Source organism: Flavobacterium branchiarum (genome assembly GCF_030409845.1).
Classification (GTDB): Bacteria; Bacteroidota; Bacteroidia; order Flavobacteriales; family Flavobacteriaceae; genus Flavobacterium; species Flavobacterium branchiarum.
This window is the reverse complement of sequence record NZ_JAUFQQ010000003.1, coordinates 2,059,485-2,076,544: the sequence shown is the minus strand read 5'-3', so window position 1 is coordinate 2,076,544 and position 17,060 is coordinate 2,059,485. Positions and strand designations below refer to the sequence as shown.

Sequence of the window (17,060 nt, the reverse complement as noted above, 5' to 3'; positions counted from 1 at the left end):
ATTGTATAACTATGTATTTTGTTATACATTTGTTTCAATCAAAATAATTTTGTCATGAACGAAACTTTTGTTGCAAACTGGAAATCTCAGGTTAAAAAAGGGACTCTTACTTTTATTATTCTTAATATCCTCAAAGAAAATGAGTATTACGGCTATGAACTTATTGAGCAAATAAAACAGCATACCGAAATAGAGATAGCCGAGGGTACGCTATACCCTTTAATGAATAGATTAAAGACCGAAAATTTAGTAGACTCAAAATGGGTTGAACAAGAAACAGGAATTCCAAGAAAATATTATTCTTTGACCCCAATTGGAATTAAAACCCTTAGTCACATGAATGAATATTGGAAAAATTTAGAAAAAGCTATTCAAAAAATTATCAAATGAGAACAGAAGAAATAAAATTCAGTCAAGCAGCTTCGCAAAGAATCTATAATGATTATATGAAGCGTATTTTAAAAGTGACTAATTCCCTTTCAAAAGAAGACAAACAAGATGTTTACATGGAGTTTAATAGTCATATTTACGAGGCACTTCAGCATAAAAATGGTGCAAACGAAATTGATGTATTATTAGATATAATCGAAAAATTAGGTGTTCCAGAAGAAGTGCTAAAACCTCTTTTGGCTGACAAACAACTAGAACAAGCCACTAAAACATTCAATCCGATACATGTATTTAAAGCCTTGCTATTAAATCTAACCAATGGCTTTTCATATGTCTTTTTCTTTGTTTTGTACCTTCTCTTATTTGTTTTTGTTTTTTTAATATTTGCCAAAATAAAAAACCCTACTGAAGTCGGATTCTGGTATAAAGATAGTACTTCATTTGCTTTAGGTTTGAGCAACAAATTAAATCAAATTGGTCAAACAGAGTTATTAGGTAATGCATTTATACCCGTTATGATAACATGTATCATTTCGTTCTACTTCATAATTACGTTGTTATTAAAATTCAAGAAATCAATCAATAATTAATAAATCACCATGAAAAAAATCCTAATTACCAGTCTGCTTGTCTTAAGCGCCGCAACTTGTTTCTCGCAAACATTCAATACTCAGAGAATAGATAGTCTATTTCAAATTTTAGAAAAAAAAGTCAAATTTATGGGAAGCATAGCTGTTTCTCAAAATGGAAAATTATTATACACTAAAGCTGTAGGGTATTCTGATGTAGAAAATTCCAAAAAGGCAGATACAAAAACGAAATACAAAATAGGCTCTATATCCAAAATGTTTACTGCCTCGCTAATTTTTAAAGCTATTGAAGAGAATAAATTAACATTATCTCAAACTCTAGAAGCTTATTATCCACAAATAGAAAACTCCAAAATAATAACTATTGAGAATCTTTTAAATCACAGAACTGGTATTCATAATTTTACTAACGAAGAAGATTTAAGATCTGATAGTTTTATTACAAAACCAAAATCGGAGAAGGAAATGATTGCAATTATTTCAAAATTTAAAAGTGATTTTGAACCTAATAGCAAAGCAGAATATAGCAACTCTAACTATGTTATTTTAAGTTATATTCTTGAGAAAATTTATAAAAAACCATATTCAGCAGTTTTAGATTCTAAAATTACAAAGCCACTAGGTTTAAAAAACACTTACTTTGGAGGTAAGACTAATAATAAAAATGATGAAGCTTATTCTTATCATTTTACTGATAAATGGGAAAAAGGAACAGACACAGATCCTTCTATTCCTATGGGAGCAGGTGCCATTGTATCAAATCCAACAGATTTAATAATCTTTATTGAGCAATTATTTAACAGCAAAATAATTTCTGAAAAATCATTATTATTAATGAAGACTTTAAATCAAAATTTTGGAATGGGAATGTTTGAAGTGCCTTATTTTGAACATATAGGATACGGCCATACTGGTGGAGTTGATGATTTTAGATCAGTTTTAACCTATTATCCAAACGAAAAATTATCAGTTGCAATTACTTCAAATGGAATGATTTATTCAAATAACAACGTATTAAAATGTGCTTTGAGTAGCTATTTTAACAAGCCATTTGAAATGCCAACTTTTAATTCAGTAGAGTTAAAACCTGAGGTTTTAGATTTATATACTGGACAATATTCAAGTACAGCCATTCCTATAAAAATTGATATTACTCGCAATGAAAATAAATTAGTAGCGCAAGCAACTGGGCAACCTTCGTTTCCGTTAGATGCTACAGCTACAAACGTTTTTAAATTTGAACAAGCAGGTATTGTGCTTGAGTTCAATAGCGAAAAGAAACAAATGACTTTAAAACAAGGAGGTAAAGAATTTCTTTTTACTAAATAGGCCCCTTCAATTTTAAAGAGAATTTAAAAATAAATTATTTTGAATTTTAAACTTTAAGTAGAAGCTTCTTAAGAGATTAAGAAGCTTTCTTTATTTTTGCTGAGATTTAATTGTCTCCAAAATGAGCACTTAAAGGTTATTTAGTAATAAAAAAAACATCTCTCAATTAAATAATTAATAACCTTATATTAGCTATTAATAAAGCTTTAAAATTTACATTAATCAGATTTTGATTCTTATAATCAACACAATTATTTCACAATGAATAGCAATAACATTTTTGACAAAATAGCTGAACTACCCGAAAACTCAAGAAAAGCTTTGGAAGAAAATATTACTTTGGTTCGATTTCCAAAGGGACATGTGATATTAAAAGCTGGAAAAATTGAGCCAAATATTTATTTCATAAAAAAAGGAATTGTTAGAGCCTATGTGAATCAGAATGATAATGATGTTACTTTTTGGTTTGGCAATGAAGGTGAAACCATTCTTTCTATGAGAAGTTATGTTGAGAACCAAAAAGGGTATGAAGACATCGAATTATTGGAAGACTGTGAATTGTATGAATTAAAAACTGCCAATTTGCAACGATTATTTGAAGACGATGTCCATATAGCAAACTGGGGAAGGAAATTTGCAGAAAGAGAGCTTATAAAAACCGAAGAACGATTAATTTCAAGACAATTCATGACTGCCTCAGAAAGATATAAAGATTTAATTACCAATAATCCAGACTTAATTAAAAGAGTTCAATTAGGACATATTGCTTCTTATTTAGGAATTACACAAGTAAGTTTAAGTCGCATTCGAGCAGAGTTAAAATAAAAATATTTTTTATCATATGTAAAAAAAATATTCAATTCCATGCAGGATCTTTGCCCTATTAAAATTTTAAGATATGAATTGGATTCTATTGGTTATTGCAGGTTTATTTGAAGTAGCATTTGCTTCGTGTTTAGGAAAAGCGAAAGAAGCTACAGGAAATGATGTTTATTTTTGGTACGGAGGTTTCTTAGCTTCACTTATTATCAGTATGTTGCTTCTTATTAAGAGTACCGAAACATTGCCTATTGGAACGGCCTATGCTGTGTGGACAGGAATTGGAGCTGTAGGAACAGTTTTAGTAGGGATTTTTGTTTTTAAAGACCCAACAAACTTTTGGAGATTATTCTTTATTGCTACATTGGTAGGTTCTATTATTGGCTTAAAATCGGTATCACATTAATGGTGCTAAAAAATAAAAAATGCAACTTAATTTAAGTACAATTAAGTTGCATTTAAAAGATCTAATTCTTTTTTTACTTCCTCTTTTTCTATTTCTAAAAGCATTCACAGTTTTTGTTTTCGTTATCCTACTTTTTATTCTTTGTCAGAGTGTTCGATATTGCATTCAACTTTTTAAAACTTTTAGATATTGATCTTCACTCCTGCCTTTAGTGTTTTTATTATTTGTAATAAAAAGAGTGCTATATTAGCTTAAAAAAGTTTTTTATATAAAGTGAGAACCAAACAAGCTTTATAGTTTTCTTTTATATCAACACAAGCTGATTTGTAGTTCTTTTATGAAAAATATATTTATCCTATTTGCAGTTATTATTTTTAATTATAATGCAAATGCACAAAATCAAAATGAGGTAGTTGGTTATTATCAATTACGAGGCGGAAGCCATTACTTAAAACCCGATGGAACCTTTGTAATATTAGGTTATGCTACCTTGATTACTGGGAAATGGTTTTTAAAAGAACATGGTATAGTGAATTTTGTTCCTGATGAGCCTAAAGAATCATTTTTGGTATACGGAAGACATACACCTGAATTAAAAGAAAATTCTAAGTTCATGCTTTCAAATAATTTGTATGAAGAAGAAACATTTCTCCATGTTGGTAAACTCGATGGTTTAAAACCAAGACTTCAACCAATTTATGTAAAAGGGCATAGATGCATTAAGTTTCCCGAGGTATATACTACTGACAAAAAAACGGATACAATATCATTTACTTCTCTACCGTATTATTTAGATGTAGCGGCTCAAGATTATCAATCAAAAATTTATACGTTTTATAACACGGACAAATTCAATGATTTCATTGTGTATTATTTTAAGAAAGATGGCAATTTTACTCCATTTTCATATCTATACAAAGACGGTGGCTTACATTATGGCAAGCATTTTGGTGAAAAGCAAAACTTAGAAGAAGCATTAAGTGAATCTGAATTTGCTCAGATTTCAAAAATAGATTTCTCACCAAAAATAATCGTATCTACCCCGCTATACAATATGAACGAGTCTGATTTTGAAACAGATCTTTTTAAACAGAATTATTATTTAGATGAGAAAAGAAACGCTTACATAAGTAAATACAATTATGTAGCTGGAGAAGAAAATAATGAAAATTATGATTACAACAATACCAATTTGCTCAATATTTATAAAATGATAAGCACTTTTGAAACATTTAAAAGCCCCTTTGTGTCAGAAGGAAAATCGATTATTAAAGATCATTGCAAAGACAAAAATTAGCTATTAAATTCAAAATTTAATGCATCTCTAATCCCCATTTTTAAAATAAGCTGATTAAATAATGTTTAATCAATTAATTGCTAAAATTAAAAGGAAAGGATTTTTTAAAATTTGATATGATGACTGTATCTAATAGTACAATCTGAAATCAAGGTGTTTGCAAAGATCATAGTGTTTTTGATGTAATTCTTCAACTATTTCAACTATATCATCTTCATCCTGACATAAACTAAAGAATGCTTTATCGAGTGTGCTAGTACTAGTGATTTTTTTAAGAGTAGTTCCATAGCCTGAAATAGCGCGTGCACCTGTAATATCAAGGAAATATTGTGCTTCTTCTTGGCTTAGATCTAGTATTTTAGCATTTGAAAAATGTAGAATTTTACCTTTCATTTTTCCTTCAAATATTTCGGCTATTTCTTCTAAACTATAGTAGTAATTATTGAGGCAAACATTATTTGGTTCCCCTGGCATCACAAAATATATTATTTCATAATCTTTAAAGTTATGGTCGTCATAAAGTAATGCGTTTAGGCTATCCTCGAATCCCTCAATTGTGTCACAAGTTTTGTGGATACTCGAAATACCTTGATCGAAAGCAAGTTGTTCTAAGTTTTTTATAACTTCTGTAGTTATATCTATTTCTACATCGGCAACAGCTTCTAAGCAGAAAATAAATTTATCATAATCCATAAAATTATGTTTTTTTGTAGGTGAAAAATATATCACAAAGGTATATTTTATTGGAGAAAATAGATAAAAAACAATAAAGACTTTTTAAAAATCAGTCAAGTTATATGTCAAATAATTGTGTGCATATTTAGTAATCTAAATTGTATTATAAATATTTTCACTTTAATTTTTTATTACTTTTATACCATCAAATTTATATAACTGCTGATGAAATTTTCTTTGAACCCAAATTATATTAAGGCATCTAATCTTTTTTTTATATCTGCCGGACTTGGCATTATTAATTTTTTTCTTTCCCCCGAGATTCTTTCCTCACAAACAGATATAATAATTAGCGTTACGACTATTTTTTTGATTTTTGTAATCGGATTAGCAATTAGATTTGAAGTTTCATGGATTAAATATATTCTACTAGTTTTAATTATTATCGGAATTAATACTTTGCCACCAGTAATAAAAGAGGAACTTGCTTTGCATCTTGTAAATGGTATTATTACAATATTACAAGTTGTAGCTCAAGTTTATGCAACAATTTTAATTTTAGTATTTGGTAAAAAAAAGAGATACTAAATTAGAAAAGTTAGTTGTTTTTTTGTGAGCAGAGATTAAGATTCAACACGCTCAGGAATTCAGCATAAACTAGAATATTCGACGTAGTTTTTTTATTATTTCTAAAGCTGCTTTTTGTAAATCAAATCTGTTTTATCCATGTTCTAATTTCAAGAAGTAGAATTAAAAATATAATTCTAGCTAATGCTTAAATTCAATTTTTGATCGAAAGATCTACTTCTGGATTAGGAATAAAATCATTTTCAAATTTTGAGATAACTATTGCACCAACAGCATTACCAATAAAATTGGTAATCGTTCTGGCTTCATTCATAAATTTATCAACGCTATATAAAAGCACCAAAGCTTCTAGTGGGAACGTATGCAGTGTAGTAAAGGTAATTGTCAATGCTATAAAACCTGATCCGGGTACTCCAGACGCTACTTTTGAAGTTACCAAGATTACCAAAATAATAGTTATAATTTCCTCTAAAGACAGCGGTATTTCAAATAACTGAGCAACAAATAATGTGCAAATAGGTAAAAATATACATGCTCCAGCCAAATTAAAACTATATCCCAGAGGTATACATAATCCTACAACAGCTTTACTGCAACCTGCTTTTTCAAGTTTAGCAACAATTAACGGAAAAGCTGTTCTTGAAGAAGAAGTACCAAAAACAATCAGTAGTTCTTCTTTCATGTAGATTAACAACTTCCAAAGACTAATTTTATAATACCTTAATATAAGGCCTAAGACTACGAATAGGAAAAAGGCCATTGTAATATAGGTTGTCGCTAATAGCTTACTTAACGGTAATAAGCTATTTATGCCAAACTTAGAAACAGAATAAGCCATACCACCAAAAGCAGCAATTGGTATAAGGCAAAATAAATACATTAATAGTTTGTATAAAAATTGTGATACCTTTTCTAGCTTAATGACTAATTGTTCTCTATGTCGGGAAAAGCTTAATAGAATTCCAAATAATATGGCTACCAATAGTAATATTAAAGGTCTGTTTAGTATCAAATAATTAAACCAATCATTAGTAAATTCTGTATCACTAATCTTTGCGGGTATATCAAAGCTTGCAATACCGTTTTTTTTAATTTTGCCTGGTTCAATAAATAGCGCGCTTGCTACGCCCAATAAAATTGCTACTGTGGTAATTATAATGAAATAGGCTATTGCTTTAAGTCCGATACTTCGAACTTTTTTTAAGTTACCTACCCCACTTACTCCTATTACAATAGTTAAAAAAATAACAGGCTGAATAAATGGTTCTATTAAATAAAGGAAACTTGTTCCTAAAAAATCTAAGCTAATGCCTTTTTCGGGAAAATAATGACCTACAAAAACACCAAGTAACAATGCTGCGAAAACATACGAAGCTAAATTTTTTACAAATTTTCCTGATACAGCTGTGTTTATAAAGTGTTGATTCTCCATTATGTATTATTAGACAATTAACAAAGATAGGTTATTTAAAAAGTAATTAGTCCCATAATAATTGCGGTAATTAGCATTGCAAGTGACGATCCTAATGCCCATTTTAATGTGAACTTTAAATGATCTGAAAAGTCAACTCCTGCTAAACCGACTAATAGATAAGTAGATGGTACCAATGGACTTAACAAGTGTACGCCTTGACCTATTAATGAAGCAGTACCAATTTCTAATTTTGTAGCTCCAAGATGAAGTCCTGTTTCTGTAATAAGAGGCAATATTCCAAAATAATAAGCGTCATTGCTTAAAAAAAATGTTAATGGTGCACTTGTTACGGCAGTTATAATTGGAAATAAACTACCCCAAGTATCTGGTATTACAGATATCATTGATTTTGCCATAGCATCCATCATCCCTGTTCCAGATAGTATACCTGTAAATATACCAGCAGCAAAAATCATTGATGCTACCGATAGCGCATTAGCAGCATGTAATTTTAGAACTTTTTGTTGCTCCTCTATTTTAGGATAGTTGATGATAAGAGCTATACAAAAAGCAATCATGAATGAAACAGCAAGAGGCAATACATTAAACATCATTGTAGCCATAAGTGTAAGTGTCAATGCTAGATTAAACCATATAAGTCCTGGTCTTTTTAATTGGCGTTGTACCCCTATTATTTCTTCGTTATCTAAATATGGATTTACAAAATCAGGTTTTGAAATTCTCTTTTTTTCTTTTATTCCGAGCCATACTGAACATAAAAGAACCCAAACTACACCGCCAATTACTACAGGTATCATTGGTACAAAAAGTTCTGTTGCATCCATCTGAAGTGTAGTCATAGCTCTTGCAGTAGGTCCGCCCCAAGGGAGAATATTCATTACGCCACCACCAAGCATTATGATACAGGATAAAACTAATGGGTTCATCCCTAATTTTTTATACAATGGTAACATTGCTGCTACCACAATCATATACGTTGTGGCTCCATCTCCATCTAATGATACTAGAACTGTTAATATTGCTGTACCGAACGCAATTTTCACAGGATCACCTTTTACTTGTTTGAGTATCAAATTGACTAATGGATCAAATAGTCCAGCATCAATCATTATGCTAAAAAAGAGGATACCAAAAATAAGCATCACACCCGTGGGAGCAATATTCTTTAAGCCATCCATAACTATAGTACCTATATCTGATGCAAAACCACCAAAAAGAGCAAAAATTATTGGTATAAGTATTAGCGCTGTTAGCGGAAATAGTTTTTTAGACATGATAAGGTACATGAATACGATAATCATTGCAAAACCTAATATTGTGAGCATGATAAAATGTTTTAAGTTATTAATTTTCAGATTTTGACCAGTCGAATGAATTTCTAAAACCTAGTAACACATAATTACTAGTATCTGAATCGCTGAGTTGATTGATAAAAGAGAATTCTAAAGCTGCTTTCTCGCCCATATTGATTCCAAGACCTGCGGTAAGTCTATTACTGTCGAACTGTTCGTCTTTTACAACATTCATACGTATCTCATTTTTAAGTATACCGTATAAAATATTTTTTTCTGTTGCTTTATTTAATGGGATTTTAAATGAAAGAAGATACCTAAGTCTCACAATAAAATCATTTGGATTTGTCAAAAAACGTTCTTCGATCCTATAACGATGCGTTAATGATGTTCTTCCTATTTTATTTCTAAAAGATATCTGTTGAAAAGGTCGATTTTCATAACGTATTTTTTTTTCCGTGTCATTCGTGTAGGGCTCTAAAATAAGAAACATATATCCCATAGCCGGGTAAATATCATTATCTAACTTTCTCTCTAAATAGGTTGATACTAAAAAAAGCCGTGAATCTTTGACCAAATCATATGAGCGATATTGCGATAAAGCAGTAAAGCTGTATTTTTTATTTAATTTTGCCGACATAGTATATTGAAACCATGTATTAAGATTATCTTGCTGTGCATTACTCGTAATAGAAAACAGCATTAAAAAAAATAGGATTGATATATTTTTTACATTCATTTTGGTTATTGTTAAATTTTGGTTGTGATAAAAGTATGCGAATGGTATCTGGAAAAAATCTAATTTTCAATGAACGACATATTTAATAAGTGAACTACACAATAAGACTATTTGAATAAAATGATATATGTAATTTTAAATGCTTTTTTTTGAGCGGTAAGTAATTTTTATAATAAAAAAGTATGATTTTACTAATAAACATTATTATTCTGCTAATTGCATTCCGACTTCTCTTTGAACAAAAGATTATAAGTCGATTAATGACAAAACAGTGGAATAATCTAATAACATTTCAACATTGTATTTTTTTTATCACCTATACTGTAGTCATTATATATAGTACACTTCATTTTGCTACTATGCCCGATGCACTTTATAGCGTACTGTTTACGATGGTAGTGAATAGCGTACTTTACATTGTATGTTATTCGTATCTCGTTCCTACTTATTATCAGACAAATAAATATCCTGAGTATATATTGTATGCGCTGATTTTATTTATAATTACTTCTTTACTGCGTTTACTTGTAGAACCAAAATTTTATGTTAATCCTATTTATGACTCGAATGAAAGCCTTTTTTTAATTAGCGTTTATGCTTCTCAAAGTATTATAATCTTAGTAGCCTCATTTTTAGGAATATCAAAGCATAAATTTTTAATAGAATATGACTATAAAAATTTAGAATCTAAAAAAAATGAGACAGATCTTAATTTAATGAAGTCTAAAATAAATCCACACTTTTTATTAAACACCCTTAATAACATCTATTCAGGAAGTTATAATCCACAAAAAAATACTTCGGAAGCTATATTACAATTAAGCCAGCTACTTCAGTATGTTATATATGAAACAGACAAGAATACAATTACAATTCTAAAGGAGTTTGAAATGATTAAAGCACTTGCTGGTTTATATCAACTAAAATATAACAATACACTTGCTATAGAATTTGAACTCAATGATGAAGAAATTCAGGAACAATTAGAAATACCTCCTTCGGTATATTTTGCGCTTTTTGAAAATGCACTAAAACATTCTGGCATTGGTAATGAAAAGGAGGCGTATATAAATATTCAGTTTTACAAGGACGAAGATAATGTTGTTCTCAAAGTTGCCAATTCTATATCTAAGCACGATAGCAATATTAAAAACAATACTTACAAAGGAATGGGAATGACAGCATTAAGGAAAATATTAAGTATTCAATATGCAGAAAATTATGAACTAGTTGAAGAATCGTCAAATAAAACGTACTTTTCTACCCTCAAAATTAAAATATGAAAGATTTACAAACTATAGCTGTTGACGATGAGTATCCTGCTCTTGAGCTTATTAAAACCTATTGTTCAAATCTTAAAGGAATCAATTTATTAAATACATTTAATGATCCTGAAAATGCAATTTTGTTCCTAAATCAAAACGAGGTTGATTTATTAATTCTTGATATAAATATGCCAAACATAAACGGCATAGAACTTTTAAAAAGCACTAAAAACAACTCGCTTTGTATTTTTATCACTGCAGAAGAGCAACATGCAGCTAAGGCTTTTGAACTTGATGTTATTGATTATCTCATAAAACCGATAAGTTTTGAACGTTTTGAAAAAGCCATAACCAAAGCAAAAGAATATTATCTTTTTAAACATGCAAAAGATACTATAGAGGATTTTATTATGTTTAAGTCCGATTACATTATTAATAAGATCAAACTCAATGATATATATTGGATAGAAGGTTTTGGTGAATATATAAAAATTGTATCCCGATACAAAAATCATATGGTACTGGAACGAATGACTAAATTTGAAGAGATGCATCGCCATCTCGGATTTATAAGAATCCACAAATCCTATCTTATTCTTAAAGATCATATCGCTTCTTTTAATTCGCGTACTGTACTACTAAAAAATGGTAAAGAATTGCCAATAGGACGCACTTATAAAAACAATCTCAAAATAAATTAAAACTTCCTTTTAAAATAAAAAAATATGCCTAACGTAGTTTTCATATGTTAGGCGTATTTAAACAAAAAAATTCTAAATTCTATTGTTATTTCATTGTATATGAAGTAGTAACGGCTTCACAAAGCCTAAAATATCCAAAAGCATAATCACTTGAATCATTTGAATTTATAACATTCCCCCTAATATTTGCTGGTGTTGTAGTAAATGGATTCCAGTTTGATGCTTCAATAATTAAACTCATATAATTATAAAAATTTTGAGAAATACCACGGTGTATAATTCCAATAGTTTTTCCTGGTTTCAACTTCTCATCCGAAAACCTTTCGTTCATTTCATTTCCATTAGAAAAATCATCATTTGACATTGCATAAGATGGTAATATAAGGAAATCTGTTTTAAAATTCGTCAGATAAAAATTGTCTTCATCAGCAGGATCATCATAGAAAAATGCTAGCTCAAGTAAATCGGGCCCCGTTACGTCAGGTACATATTTCTGCTCAATTCTTTTAATAGGAGTTACCGATGTTAGTTTTTCAACCGCTGTGAAGCTTTTGCCTTCTACCACAACATGTAGCGTATATTCCATATTAAGAACAGGAACAAAATCAGTACATACATACGAACCTGGAGCAGATTCGGTAAATGCAAAAGAATCACCATTGCTATTTACAATTCTTACCTGTGCTCCAGAAACTTTAGGCACAGAATTATTGTAATAAGGTGCCATTTTGCTAATTTTTATAATTTGTTCTTTTCCATCAGTTCCTTTATTCCAAAGAATTTCAGCATCAACCACTATTTTAGCTTCTCCCGTTTCTAAGTCAAGTGTTACAACTTCCTCACAAGAGGATAATAAGATTATAAAAAATAGGCTAAACAATACTAGTGGCTTACTTTTAAAAATATTTTTTATGGACTGTTTCATGCTATTAAAATTTAAAATTATATGAAACTCCTGGTACCAATCCGTAGATTGATAGTTTTTTTGTTTCATTTATACCCGTTTTGTCATTTGTAGAAAACGACATAGTCGCCGCATTTCTTCTGTTATAAATGTTATATATGCTAAATACCCAATAGCTTTGCCATCCTTTCTTTTTATCTGGTTTTGGTGTATAAGTTGCTGCCAAATCTAAGTGATGATATGTAGGGAGTCTATTTTCATTTCTCTGCATGAAATTCGGTACATTAAATCCGGCTAGTTCATAATAACCATCTGCATAAGTAACTGGTTGCCCAGATTGCAAAGTGAAATTAGCATTAAAAGACCATTTATGATTTAGCTCATAGCTACCCACAACATTTAAATTGTGTAACTTATCATATGATGATAGATACCATTTGCCATTAGCTATACCAGGTTCTTGTGGTGTTCTTCCAGGAGTTTTTTGTTCAGCTTTGGATAATGTATAAGATACCCATCCTGTGAACCTACCAGTATTTTTTCTAAATAATAGTTCCATTCCATATGCTCTAGCATCTCCGTTAAGGATTACTCTTTCTATCTGATTATTGGCGACTATATTTGCCCCATCGATATAATCAATTCTATTTTGAATTTTTTTATAAAACAATTCACCTTCAAAAGAATAAGCACGATCATTGAGATTCGCAAAATAACCTACCGCATATTGATCTGCTAGTTGTGGCTTTGCGTATGGACCACTTGGAGTCCAGATATTCATCGGAAGTGGGTATCTAGAATTAGATAACATATGAATGTATTGTGCCATTCTATTATAACTTGCCTTAACAGAATTATTATCATTAAAAGCATAAGATAATGAAGCACGAGGTTCAAAATTATTAAAATTACTTATAATCTCACCACTTTTATAGGAAGTTATACCCGTTGGGATTGCTCTTTGATAAATGTTATACACTGGATTATATACTACTGGATTTCCATCTTCATAAGTATATACATTCTCTTTACCCATACGATAAAATGAACTGTAACGAAGTCCGTAGCGAAGGTTTAATTTTTCAGTAATCTGATGCTCTAAATCAATGTAGATAGCAGACTCAAAAGCATATTTTTTATCAAATTGCTGGTAATTGTATTCTGAATCAGTCCCTCTAGGTCGTATTGTTCCGGGATTAAAATTGTAATATATCGCTTCAATTCCATAGTTTAGTTTAAACTTTTGAGTTATCGATTGATTCCAATTGTATTTCAGTCCATATGTTTTAACCGTATTCTCCCAATCAAACTTATCGGTTTTTATGCCAAGATTGAATTTATACTCACTGTAAAAAGCAGATAGATTTGTATTTAAATTATCTGAGAAACGATGTTTCCAGTTTACTGTCCCCATTATATTCCCGAAAGAGGTAGTTAAATCTTTATTAAAACTAAAAACATCACTTCCTAAATATCCCGAGAAACTAAGCGTATTATTCGCATTAAACCGATAATTTAGCTTGGCATTGACATCATAAAACTTAATTACATTGGTATTACCATCTTCCAATCTTAAAAATAAATGTGCATAAGAGGTACGTCCAGAAATTATAAAAGAACCTTTATCTTTTTTTATTGGCCCCTGTACCAGAAGCCTACTTGAGATAAGTCCGATACCACCATTTACCTTAAACTTTTCAAAATCTCCTGCTTGTTGGGTTACATCAAGTACAGATGAAACCCTACCACCAAATTTAGACGGAATACCTCCTTTGTATAAATCTAATCCGTTAACGATATCGGCATTAAAAATAGAGAAAAAACCAAGCATATGCGAATCACCAAATACAGGCGCTCCATCTAAAAGAATTAAATTTTGATCGGCAGCTCCTCCACGTACATTAAATCCTGAAGAACCTTCTCCTGCATTTGTTACCCCTGGTAAGGTTAATATCGACTTTAAAGGATCTGGCTCGCCCATTGCAGATGGAATTCTTTTTATTTCTTCCATTGTTAATCTATTGACACTCATTTGAGTATTTTTTACATCAACAGCTTTAGAGCTTGTAACGACTACCTGATCTAATTGGTTGCTATCTGATTCCATCGAGAAACGTATTACAATATCATCTGTAATTGTAATTTGTTTTTCTTGATTTCGATATCCTACATAACTTGTTAAAACCGTATAATCTCCTTGTGGTAATTCGATCGTAAACTTTCCATTAAGATCTGTTGTAGTACCCGTTTTTATTTCTTTGATATAAACATTGGCACCTATAACGGGTTGTTTTTTTTCATCAGAAATCACCCCTGTCAACTTAATTTTTTTTTTAGATCCTTTGGACGTTTTAGGCTTAACAAAAATATTATTTCCAACAATTGAAAATTGAATTGATGTTACCTTGTTCAATTCAGGGATAAGTTTCTCTATTTCGAGTTTCTTATAAGTCTGTTTTGAAGTAAAATATTTTTGATTGGTGTCTATTTGATCTGTAAAAGCAAATTTAAAATCAGTTTGACTTTCTATTTGCTTAAACAATTCTTTTAGCGTAATTGTTTGATCAATTGTTACATTGATTTTTTGGGAGAACATACTCAGACTGAGTAAAAAAAAGCATGCTGAAATTATATACTTCATAAAATTTCGTATTTTTGAAAATTATTAAATGGGATAGTTTTTTACTATCCTGACTAAGGGAGAGGATGTTTAGTTTCGCGGCTAGTGCATCCTTTTTTCTTTTCTATTGAAAAGTAATTTGATTTAGTTCTTCATTGGTTTCGAAGTTTAGGTTATACATTTCTGATATTAATTGGACAATAGTTTTTAAATCTTCTTTTTTATTTATTCGTACTGTTACTCTCTTGTTATTGTATTCCGTAGGAAGAATTAATTTATAACCGTAATTACTCTTAACATAGGCAATTACTTCATTAATATTTTGATTATCGAAGTCTATAAATCGGTTAAAATTTACCACTAATACAGTATTGTTGTTGTATGTGAATTTTTCACCTGGTTTTAGTATCCATTTTCTATCCTGTCCGTTTACGCTCATTTGTACACTTCCTTCATAAAGCGCTACAACCACTTCTTTTTTGGCATTGCCTTTAACTATAAAAGAAGTTCCTAAAACGGTCGTAGTGGTTTCGTTACAAAATACCTGAAAAGGATGTTCTTTGTCTTTTTTAACTTTAAAATAAGCCTCTCCTTCTACTCCAATTTTTCTATTGTTAGTAAAATTAGTAGCATATTCGATTTTTGAATAAGCAGCTAATTCAACCCTTGAACTATCTGGTAGGAACACCGTTTTTACTTTAGACGTAGGGTTTTCGATAATCGTTCCTGCAAATGAAATGTTGGTTTGTTGTGTATTGTTGGTCAAATAAATACCCGTTCCAAAAAACATTAAAATCACTGCAGCCACTGCAACATATTTACGCCAAGTAAAAGTTCGTTTCTTTGAAGGGAATGCTTTAGATTGGAATTTTTCCCATGAAGTTTCTTTCACACTTTTGTAATGTTCTATGGGAGTTTCATGCCATAATTTTTTTAATTCTTCTTCTAGTTTTTTCTCATCCATATCTTTGGGGCGTTAAAGTTTTTGACAATAAAATCCGTTTTTATTAAAAACACGATAAACCATCTCTTTAATATCTCTATTGGTTTCAATTTTTAGAATATGATTACTACCGACAATATCAAAATTCATGATACAATCGGAAATAACGAATTGAAGAAGTGCTACAATATATCTTGCATCCTTCTTTGTTTTAACATCAGTTTGATAAACTTCTATATCCATTTTAATGGTCTCATTTTATATATAACAAACGAGAATAGAAAAGTTCCTAATGCTCTTCGATTTTTTTTCGAATAAATTTACTGGCAAGATAAATATGATTGGCAATGGTCTTTTCAGAAAGATCTGTCATCGTTGCAATCTCTTTATAACTAAGGTTTTCTAGTTTGTGTAAAGTGAATATTTTTTGTTGCTGCTCAGGAAGTAGATTAATGTAATTATATAATAATTCTTTCCTTTCTTCAAAATTTCCTGTATCAGGAACTTCATCAGCGATTTCTGACTTAAAAGGATCGAGCTGAATTATCTTATTTTCTCTGTTTATATGATTAATGATAATGTTCTTACAGATGGTAAACAATTGTTTATCAAATAGAATATCTTCATGAAGCAATTCTCTTTTGTCATGTAGTCTCAAAAATGTTTCTTGTACAAAATCTTCTGGAGTTAGAACTTTAAAATCAAATCTTTTGGCTATGCCTATGAGTCGGTCATAATAGTTTAGATAAACGGCTTTGAAAGTGGCTTCATTACCTCTTTTTAAACTCAATATAAACTTTTTATTGTCCATAACTTAAATATGATAGCCAATCTTAACTATAGTAGCTCTTATTCTTTTTATATTTAAAAACTTAACAATTTTAAGTAAAGAATTTTAAAAAGAAGTTATTTGTTAACCTTGATAATCTAATAAGCTACAAAGAACAGTAATTTAATTTTATATCATGTAATGTATAAGAAAAATTTTAACAATTATTCTTTAAACTCAATCACAGAAAAATCATAATTGATATTGTTTTTAAATCTTTTGAATATAAATAGTTTAG

The 17,060-nt window shown here is 30.0% G+C and carries 18 protein-coding genes; 9 read left to right on the top strand and 9 right to left on the bottom strand.

Features of this window, described 5'->3' with window-relative positions; genetic code table 11:
* The first annotated feature begins 54 nt into the window (after positions 1-54).
* The 6 genes from QWY99_RS09740 (at position 55) to QWY99_RS09715 (ending at position 4,831) form a co-directional block, all read left to right on the top strand.
* Positions 55-390 (top strand): PadR family transcriptional regulator, encoded by a 336-nt coding sequence (locus tag QWY99_RS09740; RefSeq protein ID WP_290264272.1) that lies wholly within the window; start codon positions 55-57, stop codon positions 388-390.
* Positions 387-980: a DUF1700 domain-containing protein gene (locus tag QWY99_RS09735; RefSeq protein WP_290264269.1), complete on the top strand. Its 594-nt coding sequence runs from the start codon at positions 387-389 to the stop codon at positions 978-980. Before QWY99_RS09740 ends, QWY99_RS09735 begins: the two co-directional genes overlap by 4 nt.
* 129 nt (positions 981-1,109) lie before the next feature.
* On the top strand, positions 1,110-2,309 hold the full coding sequence (locus QWY99_RS09730; RefSeq protein WP_290264266.1) for a serine hydrolase domain-containing protein: 1,200 nt from the start codon (positions 1,110-1,112) through the stop codon (positions 2,307-2,309).
* Positions 2,310-2,570: 261 nt separating this feature from the next.
* Entirely contained in the window at positions 2,571-3,134 is a 564-nt protein-coding gene (locus QWY99_RS09725) for a Crp/Fnr family transcriptional regulator (RefSeq protein WP_290264262.1), read from the top strand.
* 73 nt (positions 3,135-3,207) lie between these two features.
* The gene (locus tag QWY99_RS09720; RefSeq protein WP_290264260.1) at positions 3,208-3,534 is read left to right on the top strand and encodes a DMT family transporter; all 327 of its coding nucleotides are present in this window, start codon (positions 3,208-3,210) and stop codon (positions 3,532-3,534) included.
* A 337-nt stretch (positions 3,535-3,871) separates the two neighbouring features.
* Positions 3,872-4,831, top strand: a complete 960-nt coding sequence (locus QWY99_RS09715; protein WP_290264258.1) for a hypothetical protein — start codon at positions 3,872-3,874, stop codon at positions 4,829-4,831.
* Positions 4,832-4,960: 129 nt separating this feature from the next.
* Here the strand turns inward: QWY99_RS09715 and QWY99_RS09710 are convergent, their stop codons facing one another.
* Complete coding sequence (locus QWY99_RS09710; RefSeq protein WP_290265377.1) at positions 4,961-5,524, bottom strand: DUF6642 family protein; 564 nt, start codon at positions 5,522-5,524, stop codon at positions 4,961-4,963.
* Between the two features lie 207 nt (positions 5,525-5,731).
* Between QWY99_RS09710 and QWY99_RS09705 the strand changes: the two genes are divergently transcribed.
* Positions 5,732-6,094: a hypothetical protein gene (locus QWY99_RS09705; protein WP_290264255.1), complete on the top strand. Its 363-nt coding sequence runs from the start codon at positions 5,732-5,734 to the stop codon at positions 6,092-6,094.
* 193 nt (positions 6,095-6,287) lie between these two features.
* Here the strand turns inward: QWY99_RS09705 and QWY99_RS09700 are convergent, their stop codons facing one another.
* From QWY99_RS09700 to QWY99_RS09690, 3 genes are read right to left on the bottom strand one after another with little or no spacing between them, the layout of a single operon-like run.
* Positions 6,288-7,526, bottom strand: a complete 1,239-nt coding sequence (locus QWY99_RS09700) for a cation:dicarboxylate symporter family transporter (RefSeq protein WP_290264251.1) — start codon at positions 7,524-7,526, stop codon at positions 6,288-6,290.
* A 35-nt stretch (positions 7,527-7,561) separates the two neighbouring features.
* Positions 7,562-8,854, bottom strand: coding sequence for a CitMHS family transporter (locus QWY99_RS09695; protein WP_290264247.1), 1,293 nt, complete (start codon positions 8,852-8,854; stop codon positions 7,562-7,564).
* Between the two features lie 19 nt (positions 8,855-8,873).
* Entirely contained in the window at positions 8,874-9,560 is a 687-nt protein-coding gene (locus tag QWY99_RS09690; RefSeq protein ID WP_290264245.1) for a DUF2490 domain-containing protein, read from the bottom strand.
* A gap of 182 nt (positions 9,561-9,742) precedes the next feature.
* Between QWY99_RS09690 and QWY99_RS09685 the strand changes: the two genes are divergently transcribed.
* Both QWY99_RS09685 and QWY99_RS09680 read left to right on the top strand, forming a co-directional pair.
* Positions 9,743-10,843: a sensor histidine kinase gene (locus QWY99_RS09685; protein ID WP_290264242.1), complete on the top strand. Its 1,101-nt coding sequence runs from the start codon at positions 9,743-9,745 to the stop codon at positions 10,841-10,843.
* On the top strand, positions 10,840-11,526 hold the full coding sequence (locus QWY99_RS09680; protein ID WP_290264240.1) for a LytR/AlgR family response regulator transcription factor: 687 nt from the start codon (positions 10,840-10,842) through the stop codon (positions 11,524-11,526). Before QWY99_RS09685 ends, QWY99_RS09680 begins: the two co-directional genes overlap by 4 nt.
* An 85-nt stretch (positions 11,527-11,611) precedes the next feature.
* On the opposite strand, the gene QWY99_RS09675 is transcribed toward QWY99_RS09680, so the two are convergent.
* The 5 genes from QWY99_RS09675 to QWY99_RS09655 all read right to left on the bottom strand — a co-directional run bounded on the left by QWY99_RS09675 (position 11,612) and on the right by QWY99_RS09655 (position 16,804).
* Positions 11,612-12,451, bottom strand: a complete 840-nt coding sequence (locus QWY99_RS09675; RefSeq protein WP_290264238.1) for a DUF4249 family protein — start codon at positions 12,449-12,451, stop codon at positions 11,612-11,614.
* Between the two features lie 4 nt (positions 12,452-12,455).
* Positions 12,456-15,071 carry a TonB-dependent receptor gene (locus QWY99_RS09670; RefSeq protein WP_290264236.1) on the bottom strand — a complete coding sequence of 872 codons (2,616 nt, stop codon included), beginning with the start codon at positions 15,069-15,071 and terminating at the stop codon, positions 12,456-12,458.
* 103 nt (positions 15,072-15,174) lie between these two features.
* Complete coding sequence (locus QWY99_RS09665) at positions 15,175-16,014, bottom strand: FecR family protein (RefSeq protein ID WP_290264234.1); 840 nt, start codon at positions 16,012-16,014, stop codon at positions 15,175-15,177.
* Between the two features lie 12 nt (positions 16,015-16,026).
* Positions 16,027-16,236: a hypothetical protein gene (locus QWY99_RS09660; protein ID WP_290264232.1), complete on the bottom strand. Its 210-nt coding sequence runs from the start codon at positions 16,234-16,236 to the stop codon at positions 16,027-16,029.
* Between the two features lie 46 nt (positions 16,237-16,282).
* The gene (locus QWY99_RS09655) at positions 16,283-16,804 is read right to left on the bottom strand and encodes an RNA polymerase sigma factor (protein ID WP_290264230.1); all 522 of its coding nucleotides are present in this window, start codon (positions 16,802-16,804) and stop codon (positions 16,283-16,285) included.
* Between the last annotated feature and the right edge of the window lie 256 nt (positions 16,805-17,060).